The sequence below is a fragment of the Streptomyces sp. NPDC044719 genome, from assembly GCF_056433405.1.
This window is the reverse complement of sequence record NZ_JBWKHE010000003.1, coordinates 36741-54660: the sequence shown is the minus strand read 5'-3', so window position 1 is coordinate 54660 and position 17920 is coordinate 36741. Positions and strand designations below refer to the sequence as shown.

14 protein-coding genes and 4 tRNA genes are annotated in these 17920 nt (G+C 69.7%); 9 read left to right on the top strand and 9 right to left on the bottom strand.

All coding sequences use genetic code 11. The features are described 5' to 3' along the window. Positions 1-13 precede the first annotated feature (13 nt). From AC07DF_RS11770 to purM, 6 genes are all read left to right on the top strand, one after another. Positions 14-514 carry an ArsR/SmtB family transcription factor gene (locus tag AC07DF_RS11770; protein WP_478969599.1) on the top strand — a complete coding sequence of 167 codons (501 nt, stop codon included), beginning with the start codon at positions 14-16 and terminating at the stop codon, positions 512-514. A 28-nt stretch (positions 515-542) separates the two neighbouring features. Next, entirely contained in the window at positions 543-1373 is an 831-nt protein-coding gene (locus AC07DF_RS11765) for a M23 family metallopeptidase (protein ID WP_478969597.1), read from the top strand. 10 nt (positions 1374-1383) lie between these two features. Next, a complete protein-coding gene (locus AC07DF_RS11760) occupies positions 1384-2181 on the top strand; it encodes a maleylpyruvate isomerase family mycothiol-dependent enzyme (protein ID WP_478969595.1) in 798 nt (265 codons plus the stop codon). A 37-nt stretch (positions 2182-2218) separates the two neighbouring features. Beyond that, positions 2219-2995: an META domain-containing protein gene (locus tag AC07DF_RS11755; protein WP_478969593.1), complete on the top strand. Its 777-nt coding sequence runs from the start codon at positions 2219-2221 to the stop codon at positions 2993-2995. A 63-nt stretch (positions 2996-3058) separates the two neighbouring features. Next, positions 3059-4588 (top strand): amidophosphoribosyltransferase, encoded by a 1530-nt coding sequence (gene purF / locus AC07DF_RS11750; RefSeq protein ID WP_478969591.1) that lies wholly within the window; start codon positions 3059-3061, stop codon positions 4586-4588. A gap of 44 nt (positions 4589-4632) precedes the next feature. Beyond that, entirely contained in the window at positions 4633-5712 is a 1080-nt protein-coding gene (purM, locus tag AC07DF_RS11745; RefSeq protein WP_478969589.1) for a phosphoribosylformylglycinamidine cyclo-ligase, read from the top strand. Positions 5713-5796: 84 nt separating this feature from the next. Here purM and AC07DF_RS11740 read toward each other — a convergent pair whose 3' ends face one another. Together AC07DF_RS11740 and AC07DF_RS11735 are read right to left on the bottom strand one after the other, a co-directional pair. Then, positions 5797-6051: a DUF3073 domain-containing protein gene (locus AC07DF_RS11740; RefSeq protein WP_193483495.1), complete on the bottom strand. Its 255-nt coding sequence runs from the start codon at positions 6049-6051 to the stop codon at positions 5797-5799. Between the two features lie 322 nt (positions 6052-6373). After that, a complete protein-coding gene (locus AC07DF_RS11735; RefSeq protein WP_478969587.1) occupies positions 6374-7477 on the bottom strand; it encodes a Leu/Phe/Val dehydrogenase in 1104 nt (367 codons plus the stop codon). 223 nt (positions 7478-7700) lie between these two features. Here AC07DF_RS11735 and AC07DF_RS11730 point away from each other — a divergent pair, with 223 nt between their 5' ends. Together AC07DF_RS11730 and bldC are read left to right on the top strand one after the other, a co-directional pair. After that, a complete protein-coding gene (locus AC07DF_RS11730; protein ID WP_478969585.1) occupies positions 7701-8546 on the top strand; it encodes a DUF8083 family protein in 846 nt (281 codons plus the stop codon). Between the two features lie 597 nt (positions 8547-9143). Continuing rightward, entirely contained in the window at positions 9144-9350 is a 207-nt protein-coding gene (gene bldC, locus AC07DF_RS11725) for a developmental transcriptional regulator BldC (protein ID WP_003949541.1), read from the top strand. Between the two features lie 380 nt (positions 9351-9730). Here the strand turns inward: bldC and AC07DF_RS11720 are convergent, their stop codons facing one another. The 3 genes from AC07DF_RS11720 to hrpA all read right to left on the bottom strand — a co-directional run bounded on the left by AC07DF_RS11720 (position 9731) and on the right by hrpA (position 14235). Further along, positions 9731-9940 (bottom strand): DUF6274 family protein, encoded by a 210-nt coding sequence (locus AC07DF_RS11720; protein WP_478969583.1) that lies wholly within the window; start codon positions 9938-9940, stop codon positions 9731-9733. Between the two features lie 157 nt (positions 9941-10097). Further along, positions 10098-10172 (bottom strand) — tRNA-Asp (locus AC07DF_RS11715). A 94-nt stretch (positions 10173-10266) separates the two neighbouring features. Continuing rightward, positions 10267-14235: an ATP-dependent RNA helicase HrpA gene (hrpA, locus tag AC07DF_RS11710; protein WP_478969582.1), complete on the bottom strand. Its 3969-nt coding sequence runs from the start codon at positions 14233-14235 to the stop codon at positions 10267-10269. A 185-nt stretch (positions 14236-14420) separates the two neighbouring features. On the opposite strand from hrpA, the gene AC07DF_RS11705 reads away from it, so the two are divergent. After that, on the top strand, positions 14421-15896 hold the full coding sequence (locus AC07DF_RS11705) for an FAD-dependent monooxygenase (protein WP_478969580.1): 1476 nt from the start codon (positions 14421-14423) through the stop codon (positions 15894-15896). Positions 15897-15972: 76 nt separating this feature from the next. On the opposite strand, the gene AC07DF_RS11700 is transcribed toward AC07DF_RS11705, so the two are convergent. The 4 genes from AC07DF_RS11700 to AC07DF_RS11685 all read right to left on the bottom strand — a co-directional run bounded on the left by AC07DF_RS11700 (position 15973) and on the right by AC07DF_RS11685 (position 17919). After that, positions 15973-16046: transfer RNA gene (locus tag AC07DF_RS11700), tRNA-Phe, on the bottom strand. A 24-nt stretch (positions 16047-16070) separates the two neighbouring features. Then, a tRNA-Asp gene (locus AC07DF_RS11695) sits at positions 16071-16145 on the bottom strand. Between the two features lie 37 nt (positions 16146-16182). Continuing rightward, positions 16183-16255 (bottom strand) — tRNA-Glu (locus AC07DF_RS11690). An 80-nt stretch (positions 16256-16335) separates the two neighbouring features. Beyond that, a complete protein-coding gene (locus AC07DF_RS11685; RefSeq protein WP_478969578.1) occupies positions 16336-17919 on the bottom strand; it encodes a metallophosphoesterase family protein in 1584 nt (527 codons plus the stop codon). Position 17920 lies beyond the last annotated feature (1 nt).

Genomic DNA, 17920 nt, shown 5'->3' with positions numbered 1-17920 from the left:
TAATATCTGCGGAGTGGAACTGGAAGAACGTGTCGCAGACCTCGAACGTCGGCTGGCAGCCCTGGAAGGCACCCGCAGCACCGGCCCCCGCATCGAAGGGGGCGACTTCTGGGCCCTGAACGGGCTGCGGGAGCAGCTGGCCGAGCTGGGGGCCACCGACGGGGGCGTCCTCTACACCGGCTCCGTGCGCCTGCCGACGGGCGAGCCGTACGCGTGGCAGATGGGAGCTCTGACGGAGGGGCTGCTGGAGGAGGACTGGACGGCGGCCGCCGAGTCGTTCGCGGCGCTCGGCCACCCGGTCCGGCTCCGGCTGCTCCGCGAGATCCTCGGCGGCCGGCGCACCGCGGCCGAACTCGCCGAGCTGGACGAGGTCGGCACGACCGGCCAGATCTACCACCACCTGCGCCAGCTCACCGGCACCGGCTGGCTGCACACCACCGGCCGGGGCCGCTACGAGGTGCCGGCCCAGCGCGTCGTACCGCTGCTGGTGGCGGTGGCGACGGCCAGGCCGTAGCGGCGAGGAAGAGGAAACGGGGGACGGGATGTCCGCACACAAACTCGGCACGGTGGCCCTCCAGGGCCTGCAACTGGCCTTCATCGGCCTGGTGATCGCCCACATCTGCCTCGGCTGGGGCTACCCCATCCTGTGGAACTGCCTGCTGCTGCTCCTCGCGTACGCCGTCGTCACCGTCGCCAACCGGTGGGGCGGCGCCCCGGACAGCTCGCGCCGGGCCCGGGAACCCCTCGAAGTCGCCCCGCCCGTGACCGGCCGCTGGTCCGCGCTGAACAGCCCGGCCGACCGCACCCCGAGCCACGGGGTCCATGTCCACGGGCAGACGTACGCCATCGACATCCTCGCCGAGCCCGAGCCGGGCTCCCGCCCCGCCTTCCGGTGGCTGTGGCCGCTCGCCCGCCGGCCTCAGGACTTCCCGGCCTTCGGCGCCGAGATCCTCGCGGTCGCCGACGCCACGGTCGTACGGGCCGCGGACGGGCAGCGCGACCACCTCAGCCGCAACTCACTGCCCGGGCTGCTGTACCTGATGCTCGTCGAAGGCTCGGTACGAGAGATGGCCGGCGTCCGCCGCATCCTCGGCAACCACATCGTCCTGGACCTCGGCAACGGCACCTACGCCGCCTACGCCCACCTGCGACGCGGCTCCCTCACCGTCCGCGAGGGCGACCGCGTCCGGGCCGGACAACCGCTCGCCCGCTGCGGCAACTCCGGCAACTCCTCCGAGCCGCACCTCCACTTCCAGCTGATGGACGCCCCGGACCCGGACGCGGCCCGCGGGCTCCCCTTCACCTGGAGCGGCATCGGCCTGCCCCGCAACGGCGAGACCTTCGAGACGCCCACTGTCACAGCCCGCGCCTAGGCTGCCCCTCATGCCCCCGGCCAAGAAGCGCCCCCGCGCCTACGACCCCGCCAAGACCCGAGCCGCCGTGCTCGCCCAGTTCGGGAACATACGCCGGGCCGTGGCCACCCTCGGCCCCGACCGGCTGGCCCTGCCCACGCGCCTCGGCGACTGGACCGTGCGCGAACTGGCCGCCCACTGCGCCATGGCCCTGGACGCCGTGGACCGGCTGCTCGGCGAACCCGAGCCCGCGCGGCAGGACGGCCGGTTGCTCGACTGGCCCTTCGCCATCGCCGACGACGCCCCCGCCATCGCCGGCACCGCCCGCCGCCTGGCCGAGGAGCACCCGGACCTCGACGCCCACCTCGCCGGCGCCGGGCACCGCTTCACCGCGAACCTCGACGCCCACCCCGCCGGCCGGCTGCTCCCCACCAGCGCGGGCGCCCTGCCCCTGGCCGACTACGTCGTCACGCGCACCGTCGAACTCGTCGTCCACACCGACGATCTCAATGCCGCCGTCCCGGGCCTGGACATCCCCTACGACCGTCAGGCCCTCGCCGCCTGCACCCGGCTGCTCGCCGACGCGCTCGCGGCGAAGGCGCCCGGCGGCTCGACGGAGGTGCGGGTGCCGCCGTACGCGGTCGTGCAGTGCGTGGAAGGTCCGAGGCACACCCGGGGCACCCCGCCCAACGTCGTCGAGACGGACCCGCTCACCTGGATCCGGCTGGCGACCGGGCGGCTGGCCTGGAAACAGGCACTCGAGGACGCGCGGCTCAGCGCCAGCGGCGAGCGCGCGGACCTGTCCCCCCACCTGCCACTGATGACATAAGGGGAACCGATCCCCCCGGGTCCCCCGTCGAAGTGGCATGGACAGGCAGAAGCAGCGCATGACCCTGACGGCCGCCGCCATGCTCGTCCCGCTCATGGCGGCCTGCGGCAGTGAGAAGGCGGACAGCGGCAGCGGTTCGGTCGGTGCCGACAAGCCGGCGGTGACCGGCATGCGATGGAGCGTGGACAGCGTCACCGCGGACGGCAAGACCCAGAAGGCACCCACCGGCGCCCACGTGACCATCGACAAGGGCCGGGCCGAGGGCAGCTTCGGCTGCAACAACTTCGGCGCCGACGCCACCGTCGACGGCGACCGCATCCGGCTCAGCAAGACCATGGCCACGGAGATGGCCTGCGAGAACAAGCCCATGGACTTCGAGGAGACCCTCGCGCGCACGCTCTCCGACCAGGAGTTCAAGGCGAAGGTGGACGGCGACCGCCTCACCCTCACCACCGGCAAGGGCGACACCGTCCGACTCACCAAGGCCAAGGACGCCGAGCTCAGCGGCACCAAGTGGACCGTCACGACCCCGAAGGCCGACGGCCGCGCCCACCTCACCTTCGACGAGAAGAAGGGCACCGTCTCCGGAAGCCTCGGCTGCAACAAGGTCAACGCCAAGGCCACCGTGCGCGACGGCAGCATCACCCTGGGCCCTCCGGCCACGACCCGCATGATGTGCGAAGACTCACTCATGGCCGGCGAGAAGACCCTGCTGCGTCTTTTCGACGGGAAGCTGAAGTACGGAGTCGATCATCGAACTCTGACGCTGACCAGCGAAAACGGAACGAGCGTGCGAGCCGTCGCCGAGCAGTGATCCACCAATAAGTCCGTTATCCCCAATTCGGACCAGTGGTCGACCTCGCCTACACTCGATGACGTGCCACGTGGTGACGGACGACTCAACCACGACCTGCTCCCCGGTGAGAAGGGCCCCCAGGACGCTTGTGGCGTCTTCGGTGTCTGGGCTCCGGGCGAAGAGGTCGCCAAGCTCACGTACTTCGGGCTCTACGCCCTCCAGCATCGAGGCCAGGAATCCGCGGGAATCGCGGTCAGCAACGGCTCTCAGATCCTTGTCTTCAAGGACATGGGCCTGGTCTCCCAGGTCTTCGACGAAACCTCCCTCGGCTCGCTCCAGGGACACATCGCGGTCGGACACGCCCGCTACTCGACCACCGGTGCCTCCGTGTGGGAGAACGCCCAGCCGACGTTCCGTGCCACCGGGCACGGCTCCATCGCGCTCGGCCACAACGGCAACCTGGTCAACACCGCCCAGCTCGCCGAGATGGTCGCCGACCTGCCCAAGCAGGAGGGCGGCCGCACCCCGCGCGTCGCGGCGACGAACGACACCGACCTGCTCACCGCGCTCCTCGCGGCCCAGACGGACGAGGACGGCAAGCCGCTGACCATCGAGGAGGCCGCCCACAGCGTCCTCCCGCAGGTCAAGGGCGCCTTCTCGCTCGTCTTCATGGACGAGCACACGCTGTACGCGGCCCGCGACCCGCAGGGCATCCGCCCGCTGGTCCTCGGCCGCCTGGAGCGCGGCTGGGTCGTGGCCTCCGAGTCCGCGGCCCTCGACATCTGCGGCGCCAGCTTCGTCCGCGAGATCGAGCCGGGCGAGTTCGTCGCCATCGACGAGAACGGCCTGCGCACCTCCCGATTCGCGGAAGCGAAGCCCAAGGGCTGTGTCTTCGAGTACGTGTATCTGGCCCGCCCGGACACCGACATCGCCGGCCGGAACGTCTATCTCTCCCGCGTGGAGATGGGCCGCAAGCTCGCCAAGGAAGCCCCCGCCGAGGCCGACCTCGTCATAGCGACCCCGGAATCCGGCACCCCCGCCGCCATCGGCTACGCGGAGGCGTCCGGCATCCCCTTCGGATCCGGCCTGGTGAAGAACGCCTACGTCGGGCGTACGTTCATCCAGCCCTCGCAGACCATCCGCCAGCTGGGTATCCGCCTCAAGCTGAACCCGCTGAAGGAAGTCATCAAGGGCAAGCGCCTGGTCGTCGTCGACGACTCGATCGTGCGCGGCAACACACAGCGGGCCCTGGTCCGCATGCTCCGCGAGGCCGGCGCCGCCGAGGTCCACATCCGGATCTCCTCGCCCCCCGTGAAGTGGCCCTGCTTCTTCGGCATCGACTTCGCCACCCGCGCCGAGCTCATCGCCAACGGCATGACCGTGGACGAGATCGGCACCTCGATGGGCGCCGACTCCCTGGCGTACATCTCCATCGACGGCATGATCGAGGCGACCACCATCGCCAAGCCGAACCTCTGCCGCGCCTGCTTCGACGGTGAGTACCCGATGGAGCTGCCGGACCCCGAGCTCCTCGGCAAGCAGCTCCTGGAGACCGAGCTGGCCGCCGGCCCGGCCGCCACGGCCGCCGCCGACGCGATCCGCCGCCCGTAGTCAGCCCGTATCACCTGCCGTACGACAGGAAAGCTCTCACAGCCATGTCTGAGACCCACAGTGCCGAGGGCGGCGCCAGCTACGCAGCCGCGGGCGTCGACATCGAAGCCGGCGACCGCGCCGTAGAACTCATGAAGGAGTGGGTGAAGAAGGCCCAGCGCCCCGAGGTCCTCGGCGGCCTCGGCGGCTTCGCCGGCCTCTTCGACGCCTCCGCTCTGAAGAACTACGAGCGTCCCCTGCTCGCCTCCGCCACGGACGGCGTCGGCACCAAGGTCGACATCGCCCGCCAGCTCGGGATCTACGACACGATCGGCCACGACCTGGTCGCCATGGTCATGGACGACATCGTGGTCTGCGGCGCCGAGCCGCTGTTCATGACCGACTACATCTGCGTCGGCAAGGTCCACCCCGAGCGCGTCGCCGCCATCGTCAAGGGCATCGCCGAAGGCTGTGTGCTGGCCGGCTGCGCCCTGGTCGGCGGCGAGACCGCCGAGCACCCGGGCCTGCTCGGCGAGGACGACTTCGACGTCGCCGGCGCCGGTACGGGTGTCGTGGAGGCCGACCGGCTGCTGGGCGCGGATCGTATCCGTACGGGTGACGCGGTGATCGCCATGGCGGCCTCCGGTCTTCACTCGAACGGGTACTCCCTCGTCCGCCACGTCCTGCTGAACCAGGCCGGTCTCGCGCTGGACACCCACATCGACGAGCTCGGCCGCACCCTCGGCGAGGAGCTGCTGGAGCCGACGAAGATCTACTCGCTGGACTGTCTGGCCCTGATGCGCACCACCGAGGTGCACGCCTTCAGCCACATCACCGGCGGCGGACTCGCGGCGAACCTCGCCCGGGTGATCCCGGACGGCCTGCACGCGATCGTCGACCGCTCCACCTGGACCCCGGCCCCGATCTTCGACCTCGTCGGCCGGACGGGTCAGGTCGAGCGCCTGGAGCTGGAGAAGACCCTGAACATGGGCGTGGGCATGATCGCGATCGTGCCGCAGGAGTCCACGGACGTGGCCCTGGCGACCCTGGCCGACCGCGGTGTGGACGCCTGGGTGGCAGGCGAGATCACGGACCGGGGCGAGCACACCACCGGCGCCGCCCTGATCGGTGACTACGCGAACTGAGGCACCGGGGGTGGTAACCCTGCGGGCAGCACAGAACCCGGTCGGTGACCGGAGTCACCGACCGGGTGAGTGCTCAGTGCAGGGTCAAGCGCCGCGACGGTGTTGCGAGGACTGGTCGTCCTCGTCCTCGTCGTCGTCCTCATAGAGGTCGGCGTACCGTGCGTACAGGTCCTCATCCTGATCATCGTCTTCAACCACCGGCTCGCCGTTAGGCGGCTGCGGATTCGAAGGCGATGCACCCAGCTCCTCGGCCAGGCGTGAGAGGTCAGTCCCACCGCTGTTGTACTTCAGCTGGCGGGCGACCTTCGTCTGCTTGGCCTTGGCCCGGCCGCGCCCCATGGCTCGACCCCCTCAACGACGGGGCTCGACGGCCCCAGAGTCTTGACACGCGTTCATGGTCCGGCACGGACTCTCCGCGGAGAGACCGTGTCCGTAGGGCTTCCACGGTACCTGAGCCCGCGCCCATACGGTACGTCGCCCGCATGACGTGCCCGCGCCCAGGACCCTCGAGGCGCCCCGTCCTCGCTGGTCAACCGCGATTTTAACCACTTATCGGCGGTCGACCCGCCGGTAGAAGTGAGAGTTCTCTCTAACTGCCCACCGACGGGTACCGGCCAAACGTACGAGACCCCTCCGGGTCAGTCCCGTATCCGCCTCCGGTTCAGCGCGCCCGGCGGGCCATGGCCGCGTCGTGCATCCGCTGCTCGGCGATCCGGTCGGCCGCGGCGGCCGGCGGAATGCCGTCCTCCTTCGCACGTGCGAATATGGCCAGCGTCGTGTCGTAGATCTTCGCCGCCTTGGCCTTGCACCGTTCGAAGTCGAAGCCGTGCAGCTCGTCGGCCACCTGGATGACCCCGCCGGCGTTCACCACGTAGTCCGGCGCGTAGAGGATCCCGCGGTCGGCGAGGTCCTTCTCCACACCCGGGTGGGCGAGCTGGTTGTTGGCGGCCCCGCAGACCACCTCGGCGGTCAGCACGGGCACGGTGTCGTCGTCCAGGGCGCCGCCGAGCGCGCAGGGGGCGTAGATGCTCAGCCCGTCGACCCGGATCAGCTCCGCGGTGTCCTTGACGGCGATCACGTCCCGGTGCCGCTCGGTGACCCGCCGCACGGCGTCCTCGCGCACGTCCGTGACGAAGACCTCGGCGCCCTCCTTCACCAGGTGCTCCACCAGGTGGTGGCCGACCTTGCCGACACCGGCGATGCCGACCCGCTTCGCGCGCAGCGTCGGGTCGCCCCACAGGTGCTGGGCGGAGGCGCGCATGCCCTGGTAGACGCCGTAGGCGGTGAGGACGGAGGAGTCCCCGGCGCCGCCGTTCTCGGGGGAGCGGCCGGTCGTCCAGCGGCACTCGCGGGCCACGACGTCCATGTCGGCGACGTACGTACCGACGTCGCAGGCGGTGACGTAGCGGCCGCCGAGGGAGGCCACGAAGCGGCCGTAGGCGAGCAGCAGCTCCTCGCTCTTGATCCGCTCCGGGTCGCCGATGATCACGGCCTTGCCGCCGCCGTGGTCGAGACCGGCCATGGCGTTCTTGTACGACATCCCGCGCGCGAGGTTCAGCGCGTCGGCGACGGCCTCGGCCTCGTTGGCGTACGGGTAGAAGCGCGTACCGCCGAGCGCGGGGCCCAGGGCGGTGGAGTGGAGGGCGATGACGGCCTTGAGGCCGCTCGCGCGGTCCTGGCAGAGCACGACTTGCTCATGACCCCCCTGGTCCGAGTGGAACAGGGTGTGCAGTACATCAGCAGGCGCGCCGGCTACGTCGGTCACTGTGGTGACTCCTGAGTAAGTTGCGGCGGGTGGGGCTGGGCTCCCGTATGGGTGGCGGGAGCTGTTGAGCATGAGATTAGAGCCTGGTGCGCCCATCGGAGGCACCGCGCACAGGATCCCCTCCGTGCGGAGTACAGCCGTGCGACGATTTGCATAGTCTTCCCGTGCGTTCGTGAGTGGGTTCGGCAGGTTTTCGCGACGGAGCGCGGGGGAGGGAGCAGGCGTGCCCAAGGTGTCCTCGGTGATCGTCCCCTACGCGACCTACCTGCGCGTGTACGAACCGCTGGCCGCCTTCCCCGAACCGGAGCGCGGCCACTGGGCCCGCTACGCGCGCCGTACGGACCGTCCCTCGTACCAGGACGAACTCCGTCGTGCCCTGGCCGACTTGGCGCCCACCCCGCCGGTCCCGGTGCCGGTGCACGAGAGCGAGGACGCCTTCGTGCTCGACGTCGACGGCGTCGTCTGCGTCTGTCCCTGGCGCACCCGGCTGCGCGGCTGGCAGGCCCTGGACGAGCTCTCCGAGGAGCTCCCGCAGCCGGTCCTGGACGCGGTCCTGCCGCCCTTCCTGCGGGACCAGGCCACCCAGGACTACGAGCGCTGGCTGGCGATCAACCCGGACGCCCGGCCGTGGATCCGTACGGCGACCTGGCAGGTGCCGATCAACTGGTTCGTGCTGGTCTCCGACGAGGAGCGTGAGTACGACAAGGGCGCCTCGGTCGACAGCCCGCCCGTGCTGCGCTACCGCACCCCGATGGTCCAGGCCCGGCGGCGCGTGGCCCGGGGTCTGCGGGCCCTGAAGGAGGCCATGGACGAGGGGCCGCTGATCGACGGCCTGGTGGACGTCGGACGCTGGCTGGAGGAGTTCCACCCGCGCTCGCTCGTGGAGCTGGACTACGGCGGTCTGGTGCACGCCGTGCCCGCCGGGGCGCTGGAGGACGACCACTCGGCGGCGGACGTGGCCGAGGGGATCGCCGCGCTGCGCCGGGGCGACGGGACGGCCGCGGGGGCGGCGTACGCGCGGCTGGTCGAGCGGTGGCGTTCCGTGCGGGATCTTCGGTCGGCCAACTGACCTCTGACCTTGTGATCCCTACGGACGGCTCGCGGTCGGTCACGAACTGACGTTTGACGAACCGCCCGATTTGAGGTTTTGTCCTCGCACCGACTTCCTGAAGCGGACTGTGCGTTTCCTGAGGCTTCGTCAACAAGGGACGTAGGACCCGATCCGGGCGTACCTCTCAAGTTGGCCAAGCGTGACGGACTACACGTACGTGGCTCTTGCGCCCCTTGCCCCTCCTCATGCCAAAATAGGACAAGGAGTCCGGGGGGCTCCTTCCGTCCCGTAGTGCTGCACTATGGGCGGAATCTCAGCATTGCACGCTTTGGGGGGTCTTGTGACTCCTGATCGCCGCTGTGACTGATCGTCACAGCGGCGTGACTGTCCGCTATGGCATGGTCCATCGGCTTCCGTCGCTGATGAACACCTGGAGGGGCAATTCCATCGGTTTGGCCGACGAGGCTGGACGGATGGTGTAGTTGTAGTGCCGAGGACAAGCCGTTCGTCCTATAACCGACTCGACTCGCGTCCGCCATTTCGGGCAACGCGGGTCAAGGTGCAGAATTTAGAGGAAAGAACCGAGAAGGTTCGGTTCTCCCGAGGAGGCCGCTCATGACCGCTCGCACCCCTGATGCCGAGCCGCTGCTGACCCCGGCTGAGGTCGCCACCATGTTCCGTGTGGACCCGAAGACGGTCACGCGGTGGGCGAAGGCCGGCAAGCTCACGTCGATCCGCACGCTCGGCGGGCATCGGCGCTACCGCGAGGCTGAGGTCCGCGCTCTGCTCGCGGGCATTCCGCAGCAGCGCAGCGAGGCCTGAACAATTGAATACCGGACAAACCGGCTGGTCCCCCACTGGCCGCGGCGTCCGGAACCCTAGCTCCAAGCGACGCGGGTCCTGCCCCAACAGGCCCCACGCCCAAGCCAGTCAGAGCTTCGCAGGCACGTAACAGGGTGCGTCGTAGATCGCGTTGGACTCCGCCGGGTCCAGCGCGATCTTTTTTGTGCGCCGACCGCCGGTCTGCCGGGCCTGCTGTGAGTGGCCTTGTCGGAGTCTGGGGAGGGGTGTCGGATCTCCTGTGTGCGGCACTCCGGGTGGGGTGCAATTGCACATATTAAATTGACCTGTTGTAGGTGGGGTGTAAATACCGCACTTTCCAAAACTCATGCAGTGACACCCGTCACATACCAATCGGCTTGTTAGGCCTGACGCGGGTGCGGTAGTGGAGCCTCCGGCTCCAGCACCCCATGCTCAGACGGGTGTTGGGGCCGGCCCGGAGCGGTCTCCATCGCCAGCCGCAGCAGGTGGTGGCAGATCGGGCAGTGACGTGTGAGGTGCCGGTACGACGACGCGGCCGACAGATGCGCGCGGAGCAGGGCCCGCGTCTCGTGCCTAGCCGATGCCGCCATACGCCACCTCCAGGAGGCCGCACGGGGAACGGCCCTGGTTTCTGGGTACCGAGCGAACGAGAGCCCGTCAAGACGGCGTGAGGGAGCCCGAGTGGCTTTCACGGAGGCCAGGGCGCACGAAAAAGAGCCCGGATCCGAAGATCCGGGCTCTTTACTGCGGTCCTGACGGGATTTGAACCCGCGGCCTCCACCTTGACAGGGTGGCGAGCACTCCAAACTGCTCCACAGGACCAGGTTTCGCAGTGCGATTCTTGCGTTGCGCTGCGAGAAGAGACTGTACAGGAGGGGTGGGGCCCTGCGCGAACTCACCCCACGTGCACGGGCGATTACGGCACTTCCGCGTCGATCGCCTTGACGATCCGCTTGTCGGAGACGGGGTACGCCGTCCCCAGCGCATGGGCGAAGTAGCTGACCCGGAGCTCCTCGATCATCCAGCGGATGTCCAGGACCGACGAGGGGACCGGCCGGCCCTGCGGCATCTGCTCCAGCAGCCAGGCGTACTCGTCCTGCATCTCGTGGACCTTCTGCATCCGCGTCGTGTCCCGCTGGACGTTCGCCGGCATCTGCTGCAGCCGCCGGTCCGCCGCCACCAGATAGCGCATCAGGTCCGGCTGGCGCCGCAGCCCCGCCTCCGTCACGAAACCCGGCTTCACGAGGGCGTCCAGATGCTTGCGCACGTCCTGGAGGTTCGGCAGCAGCGCCGGGCTGCGTACGCCCTTCAGACGGCGCTCACAGGCCTGCCAGGCGGCCAGGACCTGCTGCACCTGGCCCACCGTACGGACCGTGGTGTCGACGATCTCCGCGCGGACCTTGTCGTACAGCTTCCGGTAGGACTCCTCGTCCCACGCCGGCCCGCCGAAGTCCGCGATCAGCTTGTCGGCGGCCGCCATCGCGCAGTCGTCGAACAGGCCCTGGATGGAGCCGTGCGGATTCGCCGACAGTGCCAGCTTCTGCGCGTTCGTCAGCTTCTCGGAGGCGAACTTCGCCGGGTTCACCGGGATGTTGCGGAGGATCAGGCGGCGCGTGCCCTTCCACATGGCCTGTGCCTGCTCCGCCTCCGTGTCGAAGAGGCGTACGGAGACCGTGTCACCGTCGTCGACCAGCGCCGGATACGCCTTCACCGGCTGGCCGGCCCGCCGGGTCTCGAAGACACGGGTGAGCGTGCCGATCGTCCAGTCGGTGAGGCCCTGGCGCTCCAGGGACTCGCCGCCCTGGCGTTCCGCGGTGGCCGCCGCGGCCTGGGAGAGGGCCTTGCGGGCCTTCGGCCGCAGCTGCAGCTTCAGTGCCTCCAGGTCCTTGTCCTCCGCGAGCTTGCGGCGCCGCTCGTCGACGATCCGGAACGTGACCTTGAGGTGGTCGGGGACCTTGGACCAGTCGAAGTCGTCCGCCTCGAACGGGACGCCGACCATGCGCCGCAGTTCGCGGGTCATCGTGGTCGTGAGCGGTTCCTGGAGCGGGACCGCGCTGTCCAGGAACGCCTTCGCGTAGTTCGGCGCGGGGACGTAGTGGCGGCGGATCGGCTTGGGCAGGGACCGGATGAGCTCCATGACGACTTCTTCCCGCAGGCCCGGGATCTGCCAGTCGAAGCCCTCGTCCGTGACCTGGTTGAGGACCTGGAGCGGGATGTGGACGGTCACGCCGTCGGCGTCCGCGCCCGGCTCGAACTGGTACGTCACACGGAACTTGAGGTTCCCCTGGCGCCAGGAGTCCGGGTAGTCGGCCTTGGTGACCTCGCTCGCCTTCTCGTTGATGAGCATCTCGCGCTCGAAGTCGAGGAAGTCGGGCTGCTCGTGCCGCTTGCGCTTCCACCAGGAGTCGAAGTGGGCGCCGGAGACGACGTGTTCGGGGATCTTCTGGTCGTAGAAGTCGAACAGCGTCTCGTCGTCGACCAGGATGTCCCGGCGCCGGGCCCGGTGCTCCAGCTCCTCGACCTCGGTGAGGAGCCTGCGGTTGTCCGAGAAGAACTTGTGGTGCGTGCGCCAGTCGCCCTCGACGAGCGCGTTCCGGATGAACAGCTCGCGGCTGACCTCCGGGTCGATCCGGCCGTAGTTGACCTTGCGCTGCGCCACGATCGGTACGCCGTACAGCGTGACCTTCTCGTAGGCCATCACCGCGGCCTGGTCCTTCTCCCAGTGCGGTTCGCTGTAGGTGCGCTTGAGGAGGTGGGCGGCGAGGGGTTCGACCCACTCGGGCTCGATCTTCGCGTTGACGCGGGCCCAGAGGCGGGACGTCTCGACCAGTTCGGCGGACATCACGAAGCGCGGGGGCTTCTTGAAGAGGGCCGAGCCGGGGAAGACCGCGAACTTGGCGTTCCGCGCCCCCAGGTACTCGTTCTTGCCTGTGTTCCTCCCGCCCTCCCCACCGGCGTCCTTCACGTCCTTCATGCCGATGTGGGAGAGCAGGCCCGCGAGGAGGGAGACGTGGATGCGGTCGGCCGGGGCGTCGTCCTCGTTGAGGTGGATGCCCATCTGCTTCGCGACCGTGCGCAACTGGCTGTAGATGTCCTGCCATTCGCGGATGCGAAGGAAGTTGAGGTACTCCTGCTTGCACATCCGGCGGAAGGAGGACGAGCCCCGCTCCTTCTGCTGCTCGCGGACGTAGCGCCAGAGGTTGAGGAAGGCCAGGAAGTCGCTGGTCTCGTCCTTGAAACGGGCGTGCTGCTGGTCGGCCTGCGCCTGTTTGTCGGAGGGGCGCTCGCGCGGATCCTGGATGGACAGCGCGGCGGCTATGACCATGACCTCGCGGACACAGCCGTTGCGGTCGGCCTCCAGCACCATTCGGGCCAGCCGGGGGTCGACCGGCAGCTGGGCGAGCTTGCGGCCGGTCTGCGTGAGCCGCTTGCGCAGATCCTTCTGGGCCGGGTCGAAGGCGCCGAGCTCCTGGAGGAGCTGCACGCCGTCGCGGATGTTGCGGTGGTCCGGCGGGTCGATGAAGGGGAACTTCTCGATGTCGCCGAGGCCGGCCGCGGTCATCTGCAGGATGACGGAGGCGAGGTTCGTACGGAGGATCTCCGCGTCCGTGAACTCCGGGCGGGCGTTGAAGTCGTCCTCGCTGTAGAGGCGGATGCAGATGCCGTCGGACGTACGGCCGCAGCGGCCCTTGCGCTGGTTGGCGCTGGCCTGGGAGACCGGCTCGATGGGGAGGCGCTGGACCTTGGTGCGGTGGCTGTAGCGGGAGATCCGCGCGAAGCCCGGGTCGATGACGTACTTGATGCCCGGGACGGTGAGGGAGGTCTCGGCGACGTTGGTCGCCAGAACGATCCTGCGTCCGGTGTGCGGCTGGAAGACACGGTGCTGCTCGGCGTGGGACAGCCGGGCGTAGAGGGGCAGGATCTCGGTGAATCTGTACTGCTTCTTCGTCAGCGCGTCGGCCGTGTCCCGGATCTCCCGCTCGCCGGAGAGGAAGACGAGGATGTCGCCCTTGCCCTCCCTCTGAAGCTCCTCGACGGCGTCGGTGATCGCGGTGATCTGGTCGCGGTCGGCGTCGTCGGAGTCCTCTTCGAGGAGCGGCCGGTAGCGCACCTCCACGGGGTACGTACGGCCGCTGACCTCGATGATCGGGGCGTCGCCGAAGTGCCGGGAGAAGCGCTCGGGGTCGATGGTGGCCGAGGTGATGACGACCTTGAGGTCGGGCCGCTTCGGCAGCAGCTGGGCCAGGTAGCCCAGCAGGAAGTCGATGTTGAGGGACCGCTCGTGGGCCTCGTCGATGATGATCGTGTCGTAGGCGCGCAGCTCGCGGTCGGTCTGGATCTCGGCGAGCAGGATGCCGTCCGTCATCAGCTTGACGAAGGTGGCCTCCGGGTCGACCTGGTCGGTGAAACGGACCTTCCAGCCGACGGCCCCGCCGAGCGGGGTGTCCAGCTCCTCCGCCACGCGCTCGGCGACGGTGCGGGCGGCGATACGACGGGGCTGGGTGTGCCCGATCATGCCGCGGACGCCTCGCCCGAGCTCCATGCAGATCTTCGGGATCTGCGTGGTCTTCCCGGAACCGGTCTCACCGGCGACGATCACGACCTGGTGGTCGCGGATGGCGTCGGCGATCGCGTCCTTCTTCTGGCTGACCGGCAGCTGCTCGGGGTACGTGACCTCGGGCACACGGGTGCGCCGCCCGGCCATGCGCTCCTCGGCCTTGGCGACCTCCGCCTCGATCTCGGCGAGCACGGCGGCCTGGGCCTCCGGCTTACGGATCTTGCGCGCACCTTCGAGCCTGCGGCCGAGCCGGTGCGCGTCGCGCAGGGACAGCTCGGTCAGGCGGGGGGCGAGGGCGCCGAGGGCGGGGGCGGAGTGCGTAGACATACGGGATCCAGGATCTCATCCCCGGGAAATCCGTGGCGAACAGTTTTGTCCCGGCGCCGCGGCAGGGGACGGCCGGCCCTCCGTGTCCGGCGCGGAGTGAGGTTTGACCGTTTCTCGTTCGGGCGGGGATTGCATGGCGGGGAGGCCGTACGGCAGTCGCTCACGATGGGAGGGCCTCCCGTCCCATGTCCAAAGCCACCGAAGTCCTGATCGTGGGTGCCGGTCCCACCGGTCTGATGCTCGCCGGAGACCTGGCCGCGGCGGGCGTCTCCGTCACCGTGCTCGAGCGCCGCACCGAGAGGTCGCGGCTGACCCGCGCCTTCGCGGTCCATGCCCGGACGCTGGAGCTGCTGGACGCCCGGGGCATCGCCGACGAACTCGTCGCCGGCGGTGTCCAGATCGGCAAGCTCCAGATGATCGGGGACGCTCAGCTGGATCTGCGGCGGCTGCCGAGCAGATTCCCGTTCATGCTGCTGACCCCTCAGTACGCGACCGAGGCGGTGCTGGCGAAACGGGCCGAGGCGCTCGGGGCCGAGGTGGTGGCCGGCGCGGAGGTCACCGGGGTCGAGCAGGACGCCGACGGCGTGAGCGTCACCGTGCGCCGGTCCCACGGCGCACCCCGGACTCGCCGCGCCCGTTACCTGGTCGGCGCGGACGGCATGAACAGTGTCGTGCGGCGGGAGCTGGGGTTTCCGTTCCCCGGCCGGGCCGCCCTGCGCTCGGTGATGCTCGCCGATGTCCGGCTGGCCGTGCCGCAGGCCATGCCGGTGGCGAACGCGGTCCGGGAGGGGATCGCCTTCGTCTCCCCGCTGGGCGACGGCTGGCACCGGGTGGTCGCCTGGGACCGCGACAGGCAGTTGCCGGTCGAGGCTCCTCTCGATCTGGAGGACGTACGGACGATCACCCGCAAGGCCCTCGGGACCGACTTCGGCATGCACGACCCGCGCTGGCTCTCCCGCTTCCAGACCGACGAACGCCAGGCGCCGCGGTACCGGCTCGGGCGGGTACTGCTCGCGGGCGACGCCGCGCATGTGCACTCTCCGGCCGGTGGTCAGGGCATGAACACCGGCCTGCAGGACGCCGCCAATCTCGCCTGGCGGCTGGCGGCGGTGGTACGCGGGTGGGCGCCGGAGCGGCTGCTCGACGGTTATCAGGCCGAGCGGCACCCGATCGGGCGGGAAGTGATCCGGGACAGCGGCAGGATGATGCGGCTGGCGCTGATCCATTCGCCCGTGCTGAGCACCGCCATGAACCTGCTCTCGCGTGCCGCCGCCGCCATTCCACCCGTGGCCGACCGTCTGGCGGCCAAGGCGACGGGTCTCGCCATCTCCTACCCGGCACCCTCCGGTGCCCACCCGCTCACCGGCCGCCGCGCTCCCGACCTGGAACTGGCCCCGAGCCCCGGCCCCGGCTCGCCTACGCGGCTGTACGAGGCACTGCGCGCCTGCCGTTTCGTGCTCATCAGCAGTTTTCCCGAGGTGACGGGCTGGGAGGGCCGGACGATCACCGTCACCCCGGCCGCCCGCTCGAAGGCCCCGGCGGTGCTGCTGGTCCGGCCGGACGGCTACATCGCGTGGGCCGCGGACGACCACGACCACGACGCACTGCTGACCGCCCTGACCACCTGGGCCGGCCCTCGGCAGGACGTGGCGTCGACATGAGCCAGGCCAGGAGCAGGACATGACTGAGCCCCCTCCGGCGATGCTGGAGGGGGCTCATGCCCTTGAAGGGCTGCGGTGGCTGGGGCCGGGGTCGAACCGGCGACCTTCCGCTTTTCAGGCGGACGCTCGTACCAACTGAGCTACCCAGCCACGAGGTTTCACGTGAAACCTCAGCGGTCCTGACGGGATTTGAACCCGCGGCCTCCACCTTGACAGGGTGGCGAGCACTCCAAACTGCTCCACAGGACCAAGCGTGTCGTACGACAGTGTCGCACATGGTGGTGCGTGCCCCCAACGGGATTCGAACCCGTGCTACCGCCTTGAAAGGGCGGCGTCCTAGGCCGCTAGACGATGAGGGCTATCGGCCCGCCTGCGCGCTTCTCAGCGCGTCGGGGACGTGAGAAGCATATGGGATGGCGGGAGCTATCGCCAAAACGGTTTAGGGGGAGGCGGAGGGGGTGCCCTCCGTGGGGGTGCTCGGGGAGCTCGGTGACGGGCTCGCGCCGGGCTGGTTCTCCTCCGGCAGATGGCGGCTGACCTCGGCCGTCGTGAGGCCGAGGCCGCCCAGCTCGATCTCGTCCCAGGCCTGGAGGTGGCGGGAGTCCCGGTCGAAGTACAGGATCGACGCCTCGATGGGGTCCGGATGCTTGCCCTCGATGGCGCGCAGGCCACTGCCGCCGGTGGAGCCCTCGATGCGCAGTCGGGTGCCGTACTTCAGGACCTCCGTCTCGTCGTGGTGCAAGTGACCGGCCAGGACCAGGGGGACCTCGCCGTCGACCTCGCGGGCCGCCGCCGGTTCGTGGGCGACGGCGACGTCCACCGGGGTGCCGGCCGTGCGCTGGTCGCGCAGGGCCGTCGCCAGCCGGGCACCCGCCAGCTCCTGGGACTGTGCGGCGCCGAGCTGCTTTGAGCGGTCCGGAGTGAACTGCGGATCACCGATGCCCGCGAAACGCAGGCCCTTGATCGTCGTCGCCCGGCCGTTGTCCAGGACGTGGACGTTCTTCAGGTCCTCCATATAGCGCTGGGTGAGCATCGAGTCGTGGTTGCCGCGGACCCAGACATAGGGCGCCCCGAGGTCCTCGATGGGGTCCAGGAAGCCGTTCTCGGCTGCCGTTCCGTGGTCCATCGTGTCGCCCGAGTCGACGATCACGTCCACCTTGTACTGCTCCACGAGCGAGGCGATGATCTTCCAGCTCGCCGGGTTGAGGTGGATGTCGGAGACATGCAGGACCCGGATGGTGGACGGGTCGGGCGCATAGGCCGGGAGTGTCGAGGTGGCGTCGTAGAGCTTGGTCACGTTGGTGACCAGGCGGGCCAATTCCTTCTGGTAGACGTCGAATTCGGTGACGATGCTGCGCGCGTTGCCGACCAGGGAGGGGGCCGAGGTGAGCAGGCCGGAGAACTTGGGCTCCAGGACGGAGTCGGGGCGCCAGGTGGCGTAGGCCGTGCCGCCCGAGGCGGCGAGGAGGGTGAGGGCGAGGCCGCCCGCGGCCAGGGCGCGGCGGGGGCGGCGGTAGACCGCGAGGCCGAGGGCGGTGGCGCCGGCGACGACGGCGACGCTCGAGCGGACGGCCAGGTCGAGAGTGCCGCGGCCGACGTCCTCGGTGACCTCGTCCTGGAGGCCGGAGAGCCGTTCGGGGTGGTCGACCAAGGCCTGCGAGCGATCCGGGTCGAGCTGGTCGACGTTCACGTCCAGGCGGACGGGGGCGTTGTGGCTGTCCAGCGCCAGGGCGCCCAGCGGTGAGACGTTGATCTTGGTGCCGCCGGTGAAGGAGGGGCGCAGGGTCATGGTGGTGTTCATGGGGCCGACCGGGACCCGGACGTTGCCCACGACCAGCAGGCCCAGCCAGGCGCCGAGGAGGACGACGGCCACGAGTCCGGCCGCCCGGGCCCACGGATGCGGCTGCCGTACGAGCTCGATCGTGGTGGGCGCCTGGCGGGAGCGGTAGCGACGGGCCAGGGCGCGCGCGGGCTTGCGGATCGGGTTCAGGACACTCAGGACTGCGGCGGGGACGCGGGCCATT

Excerpts from the sequence above, each read along its gene's own strand:
- AC07DF_RS11765 (WP_478969597.1), top strand. The coding sequence starts at position 543 with ATGTCCGCACACAAACTCGGCACGGTGGCCCTCCAGGGCCTGCAACTG.
- AC07DF_RS11760 (WP_478969595.1), top strand. The coding sequence starts at position 1,384 with ATGCCCCCGGCCAAGAAGCGCCCCCGCGCCTACGACCCCGCCAAGACC.
- AC07DF_RS11755 (WP_478969593.1), top strand. The coding sequence starts at position 2,219 with ATGGACAGGCAGAAGCAGCGCATGACCCTGACGGCCGCCGCCATGCTC.
- purM (WP_478969589.1), top strand. The coding sequence starts at position 4,633 with ATGTCTGAGACCCACAGTGCCGAGGGCGGCGCCAGCTACGCAGCCGCG.
- AC07DF_RS11740 (WP_193483495.1), bottom strand. The coding sequence starts at position 6,051 with ATGGGGCGCGGCCGGGCCAAGGCCAAGCAGACGAAGGTCGCCCGCCAG.
- bldC (WP_003949541.1), top strand. The coding sequence starts at position 9,144 with ATGACCGCTCGCACCCCTGATGCCGAGCCGCTGCTGACCCCGGCTGAG.
- AC07DF_RS11720 (WP_478969583.1), bottom strand. The coding sequence starts at position 9,940 with ATGGCGGCATCGGCTAGGCACGAGACGCGGGCCCTGCTCCGCGCGCAT.
- hrpA (WP_478969582.1), bottom strand. The coding sequence starts at position 14,235 with ATGTCTACGCACTCCGCCCCCGCCCTCGGCGCCCTCGCCCCCCGCCTG.
- AC07DF_RS11705 (WP_478969580.1), top strand. The coding sequence starts at position 14,421 with ATGTCCAAAGCCACCGAAGTCCTGATCGTGGGTGCCGGTCCCACCGGT.
- AC07DF_RS11685 (WP_478969578.1), bottom strand. The coding sequence starts at position 17,919 with ATGGCCCGCGTCCCCGCCGCAGTCCTGAGTGTCCTGAACCCGATCCGC.